The organism is Pseudomonas borbori (assembly GCF_900115555.1).
GTDB classification, from domain to species: Bacteria; Pseudomonadota; Gammaproteobacteria; order Pseudomonadales; family Pseudomonadaceae; genus Aquipseudomonas; species Aquipseudomonas borbori.
In genome coordinates this window covers 18266-33020 of the sequence record NZ_FOWX01000002.1, presented here as the reverse complement: position 1 = coordinate 33020, position 14755 = coordinate 18266, and the positions used below count along the sequence as shown (strand labels likewise).

Below are 14755 nucleotides of genomic sequence, written 5' to 3'. Positions count from 1 at the left end.
CATTGCACAGCGCAACGCTCGCCCAATCCCTTACCAGCCAGCCGAGGACAGACGATGGCAGACGACAATGAACACACCTCTCCCGAGGAGCAGGCGCTGGCCGATGAGTGGGCTGCGGCCCTGTCCGAATCCGGCGACAGCGCTAATCAGGATGATATCGATGCCATGCTCGCCGTCGGTGGGGCGGCTGCGCCGGCTGCGCCACGCGCGCCCATGGAGGAGTTCGGCAGCGGGCCCAGGGGCAATCTGCCGGTCAGCCTGGAAGGGCCGAATCTCGATGTGATCCTCGATATCCCCGTGTCGATCTCCATGGAAGTCGGCAACACCGATATCACCATCCGCAACCTGCTGCAGCTCAACCAGGGTTCGGTGATCGAACTCGATCGTCTCGCCGGCGAGCCGCTCGATGTGCTGGTCAACGGCACCCTGATCGCCCACGGCGAAGTGGTGGTGGTCAACGAGAAGTTCGGCATCCGCCTGACCGACGTGATCAGTCCCAGCGAGCGGATCAAGAAACTACGTTAATGCACAGACTTTTCGGCGTCACCCTGCTCCTGCCGTTCACCGCCCTGGCCGCCGAGCCGGCCGCGCAAACGCTCACGCCCATGGCCGGCAGCGGCATCGCTGGGCAGTTGCTGCAACTGCTGCTCGGCCTGTTGCTGGTGATCGGCCTGATTTTCCTGCTGGCCTGGTTGATGCGCCGCGTGCAGCAACTAGGTCCGCGCGGCGGCCAGGTGATCAAGATAGTCGCCAGCCAGGCCCTGGGGCCGCGCGATCGGCTGGTGCTGGTGCAGGTCGGCGGCGAGCAGATTCTCCTCGGTCTGACGCCGGGGCGCATCGCCCCCCTGCATGTGCTGAAGGAGCCGGTGCACCTGCCCGATGGCGAGCCGGCCTCGACCGAGTTCGCCCAGCGCCTGATGGAGCTGCTGGGCAGGGATCAGTTGGGCAAGGATCAGAAGGACAAGTCTTGATGAGTGCGTTGCGCCTGCTGCTGGTTCTGCTGTTTACCCTGCTCGCGCCTCTGGTGTTTGCTGGCGAGGTGTTTGCCGCCGACAATCCGTTGTCGGTCCCGGCGATCACCCTGAGCACCGACGCCGAAGGCCAGCAGGAGTACTCGGTCAGCCTGCAGATCCTGTTGATCATGACGGCGCTGAGTTTCATTCCAGCCTTCGTCATGCTGATGACCAGTTTCACCCGGATCATCATTGTCTTCTCCATCCTGCGTCAGGCCCTGGGTTTGCAGCAGACGCCGTCCAACCAGATCCTCGTCGGCCTGGCGCTGTTTCTCACCCTGTTCATCATGGCGCCGGTGTTCGAGCAGATTAACCGCGATGCCCTGCAGCCCTATCTCAACGAGCAATTGCCCGCTCAGGAGGCGCTTGCCAAGGCCGAGGTGCCGCTGAAGAACTTCATGCTGGCGCAGACCCGCGAAAGCGATCTGGAGCTGTTCATGCGCCTGTCCAAGCGTAACGACATCGCCAGCCCGGAAGAGGCGCCGCTGGTGATCCTGGTGCCGGCATTCGTGACTTCCGAGCTGAAGACGGCGTTCCAGATCGGCTTCATGATCTTCATCCCGTTCCTGGTGATCGATCTGGTGGTGGCCAGTATTCTCATGGCCATGGGCATGATGATGCTCTCGCCGCTGATCATTTCCCTGCCGTTCAAGATCATGCTGTTCGTCCTCATCGATGGCTGGGCGCTGATCATGGGCACCCTCGCCGCCAGCTTCGGAGGAACCTGAGCATGACCCCCGAGGTAGCCGTCGACCTGTTCCGCGAGGCGCTGTGGCTGACCGCGACCATAGTCGCGATCATAGTCGTGCCCAGCCTGCTGGTCGGCCTGCTGGTCGCCATGTTCCAGGCCGCGACCCAGATCAACGAACAGACCCTGAGCTTTCTACCGCGCCTGCTGGTGATCCTGGTCACCCTGATCGTCGCCGGACCCTGGCTGGCCCAGCGCATGATCGAGTACACGCAGAATCTGATCATGAACATCCCCCTGTTGATCGGCTGAACGTCCATGCATAAAGCTAGCGCGCGTCCCAATAGCAGGGTTGGGTTTTGACATGCTGGAACTGAGCGATGCGCAGATCGGCGGCTGGGTGGGCTCCTTCCTCCTGCCGCTGTTTCGCATCGCCGCGTTGTTGATGGTGATGCCGATCATCGGCACCCAGCTGGTGCCGCTGCGCGTGCGCCTGTATCTGGCGCTGGCGATTTGCCTGGTGTTGCTGCCCAACCTGCCAGCGATGCCGCAGATCGATGCGCTGAGCCTGCCGACCTTTATCCTGATCGCCCAGGAAGTGCTGATCGGGGTGATGCTGGGCTTTATCCTGCAGTTGTTCTTCCATGCGTTCGTCATCGCCGGGCAGATAGTGGCGACGCAGATGGGTCTGGGCTTTGCCTCCATGGTCGATCCGGCCAACGGCATCTCGGTGGCGGTGATCGGGCAGTTTCTGCTGATGCTGGTGACCCTGCTGTTTCTCGCCATGAACGGCCATCTGGTGGTCTTCGAGGTACTGGCCGAGAGCTTCGTCACCCTGCCGGTTGGCGGCGGCTTTCTGGTCGAGCATTACTGGCAACTGGCCAATAAGCTGGGTTGGGTGATAGGCGCGGCGCTGATTCTGGTGCTGCCGGCGATCACCGCGCTGCTGGTGGTCAACCTGGCCTTCGGGGTGATGACCCGCGCCGCGCCGCAGCTGAATATTTTCTCCATCGGCTTTCCGCTGACCCTGGTCATCGGCTTGGTGATCTTCTGGATTGGCATGGCCGATATTCTCGCGCAGTACCAGGTGTTCGCCAGCGAAGCCCTGCAACTGCTGCGCGAAATGGCGCGGGCGGGTTAGGCCATGGCCGAATCGGAAAGCGGTGCCGATAAGAGCGAGGAACCCACGGAGAAACGCCTGCGCGAATCCCGTGAGAAGGGCCAGATCGCCCGCTCCCGCGAGCTCAACACCCTGGCGATCATGTTGGCCGGGACCGGTGGCCTACTGGCCTTTGGCGGCAGCCTGGGCAGCGCCCTGCTGTCGATCATGAGCGGCAACTTCTCGCTGTCGCGCGAGGTGATCATGGACGAGCGCTCCATGGTGATCTGGCTGCTGGCCTCCGGCAAGGTCGCCGTGGATGCCGTGCTGCCCCTGTTTCTGGCCTTGCTGATCGCCTCCATCGTCGGCCCGATCGCCCTGGGCGGCTGGCTGTTCTCGGCCAAGGCGATGGCGCCGAAGATGAGCCGGATGAATCCGTTGGCGGGGCTCAAGCGGATGTTCTCGGCCAAGGCACTGGTCGAGTTGCTCAAGGCGCTGGCCAAGTTCATCCTGGTGCTTGCCGTGGCGCTGGCGGTGCTGGCGGCCGACGTCGACGACCTGCTGGCCATGGCCCATGAGCCGCTGCAGATGGCGATCCTGCATGCCGCCCAGTTGGTCGGCTGGAGCGCCCTGTGGATGGCTTGCGGGCTGGCGCTGATTGCGGCGGTGGATGTGCCGTTCCAGCTCTGGGACAACAAGCAGAAGCTGATGATGACCAAGCAGGAAGTGCGCGACGAATACAAGGACAGCGAGGGCAAGCCCGAGGTCAAGCAGCGCATCCGCCAGCTGCAGCGCGAGATGGCCGAGCGGCGCATGATGCAGGCCGTGCCCGAGGCGGACGTGGTGATCACCAACCCGACCCACTTCGCCGTGGCCCTGAAATACGACCCGAGCAAAGGCAATGCGCCGGTGTTGCTGGCCAAGGGCGGCGATTTCACCGCCTTGAAGATTCGCGAGATCGCCCAGGAGCACCAGGTCATGCTGCTGGAATCGCCGGCCCTGGCGCGGGCGGTGTTCTATTCCACCGATCTGGACCAGGAAATCCCCGCCGGCCTGTACCTGGCCGTGGCCCAGGTGCTGGCCTACGTCTATCAGATCCGCCAGTACCAGGCCGGCAAGGGCAAGCGCCCGGCGCCACTGCCGGATTTGCCTATTCCGCCGGATTTACGCCGCGAGTAGGTTGGGTTGGCGGCGCATAGCGTATGGGTACAGGCAACAAAGCCCTTCGAGTGCCGCGTAACCCAACGAGCGTCAGCCGCCATGCCGCAATGATGGGTTACGCCGCGCGCAATACGCTGTCCTGATCGAGCTTCATATGAGCGGCTAACCCATCCTACGGGCTCATCCCCCATCCCGCCCAGGCAAAGTTGGACAGCTTCTTGCAGACCCCTTGGCAAAGGCGCGATTAGCGTCAAAAGATTGAATTGGCTGGGGTAGGGATGTGGCAGTAGATCGCTCGCAAATGGTCGGCAACGTGCGCAGCAACCTGTCCGGGTTGCGCGAGGGCAATCTGGGCATCCCCTTGATGCTGCTGGTCATGCTCGGCATGGTCATGCTGCCGATTCCACCGTTCCTGCTCGACGTGTTGTTCACCTTCAGCATCGCCCTGTCGATCGTGGTGCTGCTGGTCGGCATTTATGCCTTGCGTCCGCTGGATTTCGCGGTGTTTCCGACCATCCTGCTGGCGGCGACCTTGCTGCGTCTGGCGCTGAACGTCGCCTCCACCCGCGTGGTGCTGCTCAACGGCCATGACGGTCATGGCGCGGCGGGACAGGTGATCCAGGCCTTCGGCGAGGTGGTGATCGGCGGCAACTACGTGGTCGGTATCGTGGTGTTCGCCATCCTCATGATCATCAACTTCGTGGTGGTGACCAAGGGCGCCGGGCGCATTTCCGAGGTCAGCGCACGCTTTACCCTGGACGCCATGCCCGGCAAGCAGATGGCCATCGACGCCGACCTGAACGCCGGCCTGATCGACCAGGCGGAAGCCAAGAAGCGCCGCTCGGAAGTCTCCCAGGAGGCCGACTTCTACGGCTCGATGGACGGTGCCAGCAAGTTCGTCCGTGGCGACGCCATCGCCGGTCTGCTGATCCTGTTCATCAACCTGATCGGTGGCATCGCCATTGGCATCTTCCAGCACGACCTGAGCTTCGCCGATGCGGGCAAGGTCTATACCCTGCTGACCATCGGCGACGGCCTGGTCGCGCAGATCCCCTCGCTGCTGCTGTCGACCGCGGCGGCGATCATGGTCACCCGGGTCTCCAGCTCGGAAGACATGGGTGCCCAGGTCAACCGGCAGATGTTCGCCTCGCCGCGTGCCCTGGCCGTGTCGGCGGCGATCATGATCGCCATGGGCCTGGTGCCCGGCATGCCGCACTTTTCCTTTATCAGCCTGGGCCTGGTCGCCGCCGGCGGCGCCTACTGGATCGCCAATAAGCAGCGCAAGGTCAAGGAAGAGGAAGTGCACGAGGTGCAGCGTCAGCAGGAGCTGCTGCCGGCGCAGCGGGCCCAGGAGGTCAAGGAGCTCGGCTGGGACGACGTCATGCCGGTGGACATGGTCGGCCTGGAGGTCGGCTACCGGCTGATTCCGCTGGTCGACCGCAACCAGGGTGGCCAGTTGCTCGCGCGGATCAAGGGGGTGCGCAAGAAGCTCTCCCAGGAGATGGGCTTTCTCATGCCCTCGGTGCATATCCGCGACAACCTCGACCTGCAGCCCAGTGCCTACCGCTTGACCCTGATGGGGGTCAGCGTGGCCGAGGCCGAGGTCTACCCGGATCGCGAGCTGGCGATCAATCCGGGCCAGGTATTCGGCAGCCTCAACGGGCTTGCCGCCAAAGATCCGGCGTTCGGCCTGGAGGCGGTATGGATCGACCCGAGTCAGCGCGATCAGGCGCAATCGCTGGGCTACACCGTGGTCGATGCCAGCACCGTGGTCGCCACCCACCTCAATCAGGTCCTGCACAAGCATGCGCACGAACTGCTGGGGCACGAAGAGGTGCAGCAGCTCATGCAGTTGCTGGCCAAGAGCTCGCCGAAGCTGGCCGAAGAGCTGGTGCCGGGCCTGGTGTCGCTGTCGACCCTGCTCAAGGTGCTGCAGGCGCTGCTGCAGGAACAGGTGCCGGTGCGCGACATCCGTACCATCGCCGAAGCCATCGCCAACGTGGCGCCGAAGAGTCAAGATCCCGCCGCGATGGTCGCGGCAGTGCGCGTCGCCCTGGCCCGCGCCATCGTGCAAAGCATCGTGGGACTAGAGCTGGAGCTGCCTGTGATCACCCTTGAGCCGAGGTTGGAACAGATATTGCTAAACAGTCTACAGAAGGCCGGTCAAGGCTCCGAGGAGGGCATCCTCCTGGAACCGGGCATGGCCGAGAAGCTGCAGCGTTCCCTGGTGGAAGCGGCGCAGCGCCAGGAAATGCTCGGCAAACCGGTGATTCTGCTGGTGGCCGGACCGGTTCGGGCGATGCTCTCGCGTTTTGCACGGTTGGCGGTACCGAGTGTGCACGTGCTGGCCTACCAGGAAATCCCGGACAACAAGCAGGTCACCATCGTCGCAACGGTGGGGCAGAATTAACCGAGGTAACAGGCCATGCAGGTCAAACGCTTTTTCGCTGCCGATATGCGCCAAGCCATGAAGCTGGTCCGCGACGAGCTGGGCGCGGACGCCTCGATCATCGGCAACCGCCGGGTTGCCGGCGGCGTCGAGTTGACTGCCGCACTGGACTACCAGATTCCCGCCGCCCCCGCCCGCCAGCCGAACCCGGCACTGGAAGCCGAGTTGCGCCAGACCCAGGCGCGTATCGCCTCGGCTCAGGCCGAACTGGTGACCCGTACGCAGGCCGATGCCGGCAAGGATCGCCAGCTGTTCGTCGAACAGCCGGCGGCGCCGCTCGACAGCCTGGATAGCGCGCTGCACATGGCCGCGCCGGCGCCCATGACGGCCAGCGACCAGGGTGCGCTGGAGGCCATGCGCTCCGAGTTGCACGGCTTGCGCGAGTTGCTCGAAGGCCAGCTGGGCTCCATGGCCTGGGGGCAGATGCAAGCGCGCCGGCCGCAACAGGCCAACCTGTGGCGGCGCCTGCAACGCATGGGCCTGCCCGCCGAGTTGTCGCGGGTGTTGCTCGAGCGCGTGGCGACTGTCGCCGAGCCGCGCCAGGCCTGGGGTATGTTGCTCGCTCACCTGGCGCGTGCGATTGAAACGCCGCAGCAGGAGCCGCTGGAGGAGGGCGGGGTGATTGCCCTGGTCGGCCCGGCCGGCATGGGTAAAACCACGACCCTGGCCAAGCTGGCCGCGCGTTACGTGCTCAAGTACGGCGCCCAGCATGTCGCCCTGGTCAGTCTGGACAGCTATCGGATCGGCGCCCAGGAACAACTGAAGACCCTGGGCCGTATTCTCAATGTGCCGGTGACCCTGGTCGATCCGGGACAGTCGTTGACCCAGGCCCTGGCGCCCCTGGCGCGCAAACGCGTGGTCTTGATCGACAGCGCCGGCCTGCCGGCCAGCGACCCCGCCCTGCACATGCAGCTCGAGACCCTGGCCAGTCGCGGCATCAAGGCCAGGAATTACCTGGTCCTGGCCGCCACCAGCCAGAGCCAGGTGCTCAAGGCCGCCTACCACAGCTACAAGCGCTGCGGTCTTTCCGGCTGCATCCTGACCAAGCTGGATGAGGCCACCAGTCTGGGCGAGGTTTTAGGTCTGGCTATTGGCCAGCGTCTACCGGTAGCCTATCTGACCGATGGACCGCGGATTCCGGATGATTTGCAGGTGCCGCGCAGCCACCAGTTGGTGAGTCGTGCGGTGGGGCTGCAGAATGCCGAGGACCCCAGCGAAGATACGATGGCCGAGATGTTTGCCGGGCTTTATCAACATCCGGCGCGGCGCGCCGGTTGATGGCCGCTGCGGCAGTGATTCAGCGATATGCGGCGAAGCGTGGTATCCGCCAGTGGCTTGACGGAGTACAAACAGCCACATGGTTTCAGGCGAAGTCAGACAAGGTGTGTAGATAACATGGGTATGCATCCCGTACAGGTGATTGCGGTGACCGGCGGCAAGGGCGGCGTCGGCAAGACCAATGTGTCGGTGAATCTGGCGCTGGCGCTGGCTGACCTCGGTCGGCGGGTGATGGTGATGGACGCCGACCTGGGCCTGGCCAACATAGACGTGCTGCTGGGCTTGACGGCCAAGCGCACACTGGCCGATGTGATCAGTGGCGAGTGCGAACTGCGCGATGTGGTGCTGCAAGGCCCCGGTGGCATTCGTATCGTGCCCGCGGCCTCCGGCACGCAGAGCATGGTGCAGCTCTCGCCGATGCAGCATGCCGGCCTGATCCAGGCCTTCAGCGATATCAGCGACAACCTCGATGTGTTGATCGTCGATACCGCCGCCGGTATTGGCGACTCGGTGGTCAGCTTCGTCCGCGCCGCCCAGGAAGTGCTGGTGGTGGTGTGTGACGAGCCGACCTCGATCACCGATGCCTATGCCCTGATCAAGCTGCTCAATCGCGACCATGGCATGAGCCGTTTCCGCGTCCTGGCGAATATGGCGCACAGCCCGCAGGAAGGCCGCAACCTGTTTGCCAAGCTGACCAAGGTTACCGACCGCTTCCTCGATGTCGCGCTGCAGTACGTCGGCGCGGTGCCTTACGATGAATCGGTACGCAAGGCCGTGCAGAAGCAGCGCGCGGTCTACGAAGCATTCCCGCGTTCGAAGTGTTCCCTGGCGTTCAAGGCGATTGCCCAGAAAGTCGATGCCTGGCCGCTACCGGCCAATCCGCGCGGCCATCTGGAGTTCTTCGTCGAGCGTCTGGTGCAGCAACCGGCCGCGGATACGGCCATATGACAGCAGCTTCTGGACTTCGTATGTACAGCAAGGCTCAGACCCAGGACGCCCAGCACCAGTTGATCGAGCGCCATGCGCCCCTGGTCAAGCGGATTGCCTATCACTTGCTGGCGCGCCTGCCGGCCAATGTGCAGGTGGATGACTTGATCCAGGCCGGGATGATCGGCCTGCTCGAAGCCTCGAAGAAATACGACTCCAGTAAGGGTGCCAGTTTCGAAACCTTTGCCGGCATCCGTATTCGCGGTTCGATGCTCGATGAGGTGCGCAAAGGCGATTGGGCGCCGCGTTCGGTGCACCGCAACAGCCGCATGGTCAGCGACGCAATACGGGTAATTGAAGCCAGAACCGGTCGAGATGCTAAAGATCAAGAGGTTGCGGCCGAACTCCAATTGAGTCTCGAGGATTACTACGGCATTCTTGGCGACACTTTGGGCAGCCGCCTGTTCAGTTTCGACGACCTGCTGCAGGACGGCGAACATGGCGGGCTGCACGAAGACGCCAGTTCCACCCATTCCGAACCTTCGCGAGAGCTGGAAGACGAGCGCTTCCAGGGCGCATTGGCCGATGCCATCGGTCACTTGCCCGAGCGGGAGCGGCTGGTGTTGGCGCTGTATTACGATGAGGAACTGAATCTCAAGGAAATTGGTGAGGTTCTGGGGGTTAGCGAATCGCGCGTCAGCCAGTTGCATAGCCAGTGTGCCGCACGTCTGCGGGCGCGGCTGGGGGAATGGCGAGCGAGATAGCAGTCCGTTGGAAATCTGGCGAGTGGGGTAGTTTCGCAGCGGCCTGTCGGGCCGGTTTCACGATTAAAAGCGTGCCCAGGTGCTGGGTTCGTTTGGGACTGTACGGAGGTCGACTTGGACAAAAACATGAAAATCCTCATCGTTGACGACTTTTCAACGATGCGCCGGATCATCAAGAACCTCCTGCGCGATTTGGGGTTTACCAATACCGCAGAGGCCGATGACGGCACCACTGCATTGCCGATGCTGCACAGCGGCAGTTTCGATTTTCTGGTGACTGACTGGAATATGCCAGGCATGACCGGGATCGACTTGTTGCGTGCGGTGCGCGCCGACGAGCGCCTGAAGCACCTGCCGGTGTTGATGGTGACCGCCGAAGCGAAACGCGATCAGATCATCGAGGCCGCACAAGCCGGGGTGAATGGCTATGTGGTCAAACCGTTCACGGCCCAGGTGCTGAAAGAAAAGATTGAAAAAATCTTCGAGCGGGTCAACGGCTGATGTCTGCCGCGAGGGCACTATGGAATACGATGACTGCGCTCAGGGTGACGTCGAGTCGACCCTGAAAATTCACGCGCGCCAATTGGTGGACAGCCTGGAACACGGCGATTTTGGCGAAGCGGTACAACTGATCAACGATATCAACAAGGTGCGCGACCGTGGTCTGTATCACGAGGTCGGCAAACTGACGCGCGAGCTGCATAACGCCATCGTCAATTTCCAGCTCGATCCACGGGTGCCGCATGCCAAGGAAGTGTCGCAAATCGCCGACGCCACCGAACGCCTGAACTATGTGGTGACGATGACCGAGAATGCGGCCAATCGCACCATGGACCTGGTCGAACAGAGTTCACCGCTGGTCAATGGCATCGGCAGCGAAGCGCAGCGCCTGAGTGCCGACTGGGGCCGCTTCATGCGTCGGGAACTGGGCGCTGACGGCTTTCGTGACCTGGCCAAGCGCATCGAACTGTTCCTCGCCAGCAGCGAGCGCGACAGCGTCCAGGTGTCGGCCCATCTCAACGATATTTTGCTCGCCCAGGACTATCAGGACCTGACCGGTCAGGTGATCAAGCGGGTGACCCAGCTGGTCACCGAAGTGGAAAGCAACCTGCTCAAACTGGTGCTGATGGCCAGCCAGGTCGACCGCTTTGCCGGTATCGAGCATGACCACGCCGTGCTGCGTGCCGAACAAGAACAACAAAAAAAGCCTTCCCACGGTGAAGGTCCGCAGATTCATGCCGATAAGCGTGAAGACGTCGCATCCAATCAGGATGATGTCGACGATCTGCTTTCCAGCCTGGGATTTTAGGAGCACGTCTATGAGCTTCGGCGCCGATGAAGAAATCCTCCAGGACTTCCTGGTGGAGGCCGGCGAGATTCTTGAACTACTGTCCGAACAGCTTGTAGAGCTGGAGAGTCGCCCGGACGACATGAATCTGCTCAACGCTATTTTTCGCGGGTTCCATACCGTCAAAGGTGGTGCCGGTTTTCTCCAGCTCAATGAGTTGGTGGAATGCTGCCATATCGCAGAAAACGTCTTCGACATCCTGCGCAAGGGTGAGCGGCGCGTCGACTCCGAATTGATGGATGTAGTGCTGGAAGCGCTGGATGCGGTCAACGGCATGTTCAGCGAAGTGCGCGAGCGCGTCACGCCGACGCCGGCCACGCGCGAATTGCTGGCGGCCCTGGCGCGTCTGGCCGAACCGGCGGCTGCCGTTGCGCTGGCGCAGCCCGTTACCGAGGCTGTTGTCGAGGCGCCAGCGTTAGCCGCTGGCGATATCACCGACAGCGAGTTCGAGCAGTTGCTCGATGCGCTGACCCAAGCGCCCGGCCAGGCGGCGAGCACCAGCGTTGGCAGCGACGAAATCAGCGATGACGAGTTCGAGTCGCTGCTCGACGAGTTGCATGGCAAGGGCCAGTTCGCCCCGCCGCCAGTGGTCGCCAATGTCGCGCTGCAACCCGCACCTGCCGCCGTCAGTGACGAGATCAGCGACGACGAATTCGAGGCGCTGCTCGACCAGTTGCATGGCAAGGGTCAGTTCGCCGCCCCGGCAGCGGCCGTTGCGCCGCCTCAGGTCGCGGCGCCCGCGGCAAGCGATGAAATCAGCGACGACGAATTCGAGGCATTGCTCGATCAGCTGCACGGCAAGGGCAAGTTCGTCGAGCCGGCCGCGATCGCCAAGGTGCCCGCCGCGCTAACTCCGGCTAAACCTGCGGCAGCCGCTCAGTCTGTGGCCAAACCCGCAGCCAAGGTTGCCCCGTCGAAAGCGTCGGCGCCGGCCGCCGCAGTCGCCGACAAGGCGTCAGCGCCCAGCGAAGCGGAAACCACCGTGCGGGTGGATACCGCGCGCCTGGACGAGATCATGAACATGGTCGGCGAGCTGGTGCTGGTGCGTAACCGCCTGGTGCGCCTGGGCTCCAACAGCGCCGATGAGGCCATGGCCAAGGCCGTCTCCAACCTCGACGTGGTCACCGCGGATCTGCAGACGGCGGTGATGAAGACGCGCATGCAGCCGATCAAGAAGGTCTTCGGCCGCTTCCCGCGCCTGGTCCGCGATCTGGCGCGCAGCCTGAAGAAAGAGATCAATCTGGAACTGGTCGGTGAGGAAACCGACCTCGACAAGAACCTGGTCGAGGCGCTGGCCGATCCGCTGGTGCACCTGGTGCGCAACGCCGTCGACCATGGCATCGAAACCCCGCAAGAGCGCGAGGCCGCGGGCAAGTCGCGCGGCGGCAAGGTGGTGCTGTCGGCCGAGCAGGAAGGCGATCATATCCTGCTGTCGATCTCCGATGACGGCAAAGGCATGGACGCCGACGTGCTGCGCGCCAAGGCCGTGGAGAAGGGCCTGCTGGACAAGGACGCGGCCGACCGGCTCAACGAGTTCGAGTGCTACAACCTGATCTTCGCCCCGGGTTTCTCGACCAAGACCGAGATATCCGATGTGTCCGGCCGCGGCGTCGGCATGGACGTGGTGAAGACCAAGATTTCCCAACTCAACGGCACGGTCAACGTGTTCTCGGTCAAGGGCCAGGGCTCGAAGATCGTCATCAAGGTACCGCTGACCCTGGCGATCATGCCGACCCTGATGGTGATGCTGGGCAACCAGGCGTTCGCCTTCCCGCTGGTCAACGTCAACGAGATTTTCCACCTCGACCTCTCGCGTACCAACGTGGTCGACGGCCAGGAAGTGGTGATCGTGCGCGACAAGGCATTGCCGCTGTTCTACCTCAAGCGCTGGCTGGTACGCAGCGCCGCCCATGAGGAGCAGGGCGAGGGCCATGTGGTGATTCTCACTGTCGGTAGCCAGCGCATTGGCTTCGTCGTCGACCAGCTGGTCGGTCAGGAGGAAGTGGTGATCAAACCACTGGGCAAGATGCTCCAGGGCACTCCGGGCATGTCCGGCGCGACCATCACCGGCGATGGGCGTATCGCCTTGATTCTCGATGTGCCGAGCATGCTCAAGCGCTACGCGCGGCGCATCTGATTGTTCGCGGCGCCGCCAGGGGCGGCGCCGTTTAGGAGTGTTTATGGTGGTCAAGGTGTTGGTGGTGGACGATTCCGGCTTTTTTCGCCGGCGCGTTTCGGAAATTCTCTCGAGCGATCCGAATATTCAGGTGGTGGGTACGGCGACCAATGGCCGCGAAGCCATCGACCAGGCGCTGGCGCTCAAGCCCGATGTGATCACCATGGACTACGAGATGCCAATGATGGACGGCATCACGGCCGTGCGAAACATCATGCAGCGCTGCCCGACCCCGGTGTTGATGTTTTCCTCGCTGACCCACGAAGGCGCGCGTGTCACCCTGGATGCGCTGGATGCCGGGGCGGTGGATTTCCTGCCGAAGAATTTCGAAGACATCTCGCGCAACCCGGAAAAGGTCAAGCAACTGCTCTGCGAGAAGGTGCACAGCATCGCCCGCAGCAATCGCCGCGGCCTTGTTGCTGCGCCAGTAGTGAGTGCCAGCGCATTGGGAAAGCCGACAGCGCTCAGTAGCCTCGGTCGTCCCGGCATCGCCGTGCCTGCGCCAACCCCCGCGACGGTTACTGCGCGCGCGAGTGCGCCCAAGCGCAAGTCCTACCGGCTGGTGGCCATCGGTACTTCGACCGGCGGGCCGGTGGCGCTGCAGCGCGTGTTGACCCAGTTGCCGGGCAACTTTCCGGCGCCGCTGGTGCTGATCCAGCACATGCCCGCGGCTTTTACCAAGGCATTTGCCGAGCGTCTGGACAAGTTGTGCCGGATCAGCGTCAAGGAGGCCGAGGACGGCGACCTGTTGCGCCCTGGACTGGCGCTGCTGGCCCCGGGCGGCAAGCAGATGATGATCGATGGCCGCGGCGCCGTGAGGATTCTGCCGGGCGATGAGCGCCTGAACTACAAACCCTGTGTCGACATCACCTTCGGTTCGGCGGCCAAGTCCTTCCACGACAAGGTGCTGGCGGTGGTCTTGACCGGCATGGGTGCCGATGGGCGCGAGGGCGCGCGCCTGCTCAAGCAGGGCGGCAGCCAGGTGTGGGCGCAGGACGAGGCCAGTTGCGTGATCTACGGCATGCCGATGGCGGTGGTCAAAGCCAATCTGGCGGACGCCATTTACAGCCTCGACGATATCGGTCGGCATCTGGCCGAGGCGTGCGTGTAATGGATGTGCTGAGCCTGATCGGGGTCATCCTGGCGTTCGTCGCCATTCTGGGTGGCAACTATCTGGAGGGTGGCCATGTCGCGGCGCTGCTCAATGGACCGGCGGCGTTGATCGTGCTTGGCGGCACCCTGGGCGCGGCCTTCCTGCAGGCGCCGGTCAGCGTGTTCAAGCGGGCCCTGGTGATCCTGCGCTGGATTTTCTTCCCGCCGCACATCGATCTGGTCGGCGGCATCGAACATGTCGTCGGCTGGAGCATGACCGCGCGCAAGGAAGGCCTGCTCGGCCTCGAGGCGGTGGCCGATAGCGAGACCGATCCCTATGCGCGCAAGGGCTTGCAGTTGTTGGTCGATGGCGCCGAGCCGGAAGCCATTCGCAGCATCCTCGAGGTCGATCTGTACACCCAGGAGGGCCGCGATATCCAGGCCGCCAAGGTCTACGAGAGCATGGGCGGTTACGCGCCGACCATCGGCATCCTCGGTGCGGTGATGGGCCTGATCCATGTGATGGGCAATCTGGCCGATCCGAGCAAGCTCGGCAGCGGGATTGCCGTGGCCTTCGTCGCCACCATCTACGGGGTCGGGTTTGCCAACCTGCTGTTGCTGCCCATCGGCAACAAGCTCAAGGCCGTTGCCCAGCGACAGTCGCGCTACCGCGAGATGTTGCTGGAAGGCATTCTGTCGATCGCCGAGGGTGAAAACCCGCGCTCCATCGAATTGAAGCTGCAAGGCTTCATGGAGTAGC

15 protein-coding genes are annotated in these 14755 nt (G+C 63.2%); all 15 read left to right on the top strand.

Going from position 1 to position 14755, the window contains the following annotated elements; all coding sequences use genetic code 11:
- The first annotated feature begins 54 nt into the window (after positions 1 to 54).
- Positions 55 to 525 (top strand): flagellar motor switch protein FliN, encoded by a 471-nt coding sequence (gene fliN, locus BM315_RS01470; protein WP_090497080.1) that lies wholly within the window; start codon positions 55 to 57, stop codon positions 523 to 525.
- Positions 525 to 971, top strand: a complete 447-nt coding sequence (fliO, locus tag BM315_RS01465) for a flagellar biosynthetic protein FliO (RefSeq protein ID WP_090497078.1) — start codon at positions 525 to 527, stop codon at positions 969 to 971. The genes fliN and fliO overlap by 1 nt, the downstream gene beginning before the upstream one ends.
- Entirely contained in the window at positions 971 to 1741 is a 771-nt protein-coding gene (fliP, locus tag BM315_RS01460; protein ID WP_090497076.1) for a flagellar type III secretion system pore protein FliP, read from the top strand. The genes fliO and fliP overlap by 1 nt, the downstream gene beginning before the upstream one ends.
- Positions 1742 to 1743: 2 nt before the next feature.
- Positions 1744 to 2013 carry a flagellar biosynthesis protein FliQ gene (gene fliQ / locus BM315_RS01455; protein WP_090497074.1) on the top strand — a complete coding sequence of 90 codons (270 nt, stop codon included), beginning with the start codon at positions 1744 to 1746 and terminating at the stop codon, positions 2011 to 2013.
- Positions 2014 to 2065: 52 nt separating this feature from the next.
- Positions 2066 to 2842, top strand: a complete 777-nt coding sequence (gene fliR / locus BM315_RS01450; RefSeq protein WP_090497072.1) for a flagellar biosynthetic protein FliR — start codon at positions 2066 to 2068, stop codon at positions 2840 to 2842.
- Between the two features lie 3 nt (positions 2843 to 2845).
- Positions 2846 to 3979 carry a flagellar biosynthesis protein FlhB gene (gene flhB, locus BM315_RS01445; RefSeq protein ID WP_090497071.1) on the top strand — a complete coding sequence of 378 codons (1134 nt, stop codon included), beginning with the start codon at positions 2846 to 2848 and terminating at the stop codon, positions 3977 to 3979.
- A gap of 283 nt (positions 3980 to 4262) precedes the next feature.
- Positions 4263 to 6371 (top strand): flagellar biosynthesis protein FlhA, encoded by a 2109-nt coding sequence (flhA, locus tag BM315_RS01440; RefSeq protein WP_090497069.1) that lies wholly within the window; start codon positions 4263 to 4265, stop codon positions 6369 to 6371.
- A 15-nt stretch (positions 6372 to 6386) separates the two neighbouring features.
- Entirely contained in the window at positions 6387 to 7688 is a 1302-nt protein-coding gene (gene flhF, locus BM315_RS01435; RefSeq protein WP_090497067.1) for a flagellar biosynthesis GTPase FlhF, read from the top strand.
- Between the two features lie 117 nt (positions 7689 to 7805).
- On the top strand, positions 7806 to 8636 hold the full coding sequence (gene fleN / locus BM315_RS01430; RefSeq protein WP_170862136.1) for a flagellar synthesis regulator FleN: 831 nt from the start codon (positions 7806 to 7808) through the stop codon (positions 8634 to 8636).
- Positions 8633 to 9379, top strand: coding sequence for an RNA polymerase sigma factor FliA (gene fliA / locus BM315_RS01425; protein WP_090497065.1), 747 nt, complete (start codon positions 8633 to 8635; stop codon positions 9377 to 9379). The genes fleN and fliA overlap by 4 nt, the downstream gene beginning before the upstream one ends.
- A 126-nt stretch (positions 9380 to 9505) precedes the next feature.
- A complete protein-coding gene (locus BM315_RS01420; protein ID WP_170862135.1) occupies positions 9506 to 9880 on the top strand; it encodes a chemotaxis response regulator CheY in 375 nt (124 codons plus the stop codon).
- A gap of 19 nt (positions 9881 to 9899) precedes the next feature.
- The gene (locus BM315_RS01415) at positions 9900 to 10688 is read left to right on the top strand and encodes a protein phosphatase CheZ (RefSeq protein WP_090497062.1); all 789 of its coding nucleotides are present in this window, start codon (positions 9900 to 9902) and stop codon (positions 10686 to 10688) included.
- A 10-nt stretch (positions 10689 to 10698) separates the two neighbouring features.
- Positions 10699 to 12864, top strand: a complete 2166-nt coding sequence (locus tag BM315_RS01410) for a chemotaxis protein CheA (protein ID WP_090497060.1) — start codon at positions 10699 to 10701, stop codon at positions 12862 to 12864.
- Positions 12865 to 12907: 43 nt separating this feature from the next.
- Positions 12908 to 14014 (top strand): protein-glutamate methylesterase/protein-glutamine glutaminase, encoded by a 1107-nt coding sequence (locus BM315_RS01405; RefSeq protein ID WP_090497058.1) that lies wholly within the window; start codon positions 12908 to 12910, stop codon positions 14012 to 14014.
- On the top strand, positions 14014 to 14754 hold the full coding sequence (locus BM315_RS01400; protein ID WP_090497056.1) for a flagellar motor protein: 741 nt from the start codon (positions 14014 to 14016) through the stop codon (positions 14752 to 14754). Before BM315_RS01405 ends, BM315_RS01400 begins: the two co-directional genes overlap by 1 nt.
- The last annotated feature ends 1 nt before the right edge of the window (position 14755 follow it).

Bases quoted from the DNA above. Each gene is read 5' to 3' on its own strand.
- fliP (WP_090497076.1), top strand. From the start codon at position 971: ATGAGTGCGTTGCGCCTGCTGCTGGTTCTGCTGTTTACCCTGCTCGCG.
- BM315_RS01405 (WP_090497058.1), top strand. From the start codon at position 12,908: ATGGTGGTCAAGGTGTTGGTGGTGGACGATTCCGGCTTTTTTCGCCGG.
- BM315_RS01420 (WP_170862135.1), top strand. From the start codon at position 9,506: ATGAAAATCCTCATCGTTGACGACTTTTCAACGATGCGCCGGATCATC.
- BM315_RS01400 (WP_090497056.1), top strand. From the start codon at position 14,014: ATGGATGTGCTGAGCCTGATCGGGGTCATCCTGGCGTTCGTCGCCATT.
- fliR (WP_090497072.1), top strand. From the start codon at position 2,066: ATGCTGGAACTGAGCGATGCGCAGATCGGCGGCTGGGTGGGCTCCTTC.
- BM315_RS01410 (WP_090497060.1), top strand. From the start codon at position 10,699: ATGAGCTTCGGCGCCGATGAAGAAATCCTCCAGGACTTCCTGGTGGAG.
- flhF (WP_090497067.1), top strand. From the start codon at position 6,387: ATGCAGGTCAAACGCTTTTTCGCTGCCGATATGCGCCAAGCCATGAAG.
- flhB (WP_090497071.1), top strand. From the start codon at position 2,846: ATGGCCGAATCGGAAAGCGGTGCCGATAAGAGCGAGGAACCCACGGAG.
- fleN (WP_170862136.1), top strand. From the start codon at position 7,806: ATGGGTATGCATCCCGTACAGGTGATTGCGGTGACCGGCGGCAAGGGC.
- flhA (WP_090497069.1), top strand. From the start codon at position 4,263: ATGGTCGGCAACGTGCGCAGCAACCTGTCCGGGTTGCGCGAGGGCAAT.
- fliA (WP_090497065.1), top strand. From the start codon at position 8,633: ATGACAGCAGCTTCTGGACTTCGTATGTACAGCAAGGCTCAGACCCAG.
- fliO (WP_090497078.1), top strand. From the start codon at position 525: ATGCACAGACTTTTCGGCGTCACCCTGCTCCTGCCGTTCACCGCCCTG.
- BM315_RS01415 (WP_090497062.1), top strand. From the start codon at position 9,900: ATGGAATACGATGACTGCGCTCAGGGTGACGTCGAGTCGACCCTGAAA.
- fliN (WP_090497080.1), top strand. From the start codon at position 55: ATGGCAGACGACAATGAACACACCTCTCCCGAGGAGCAGGCGCTGGCC.
- fliQ (WP_090497074.1), top strand. From the start codon at position 1,744: ATGACCCCCGAGGTAGCCGTCGACCTGTTCCGCGAGGCGCTGTGGCTG.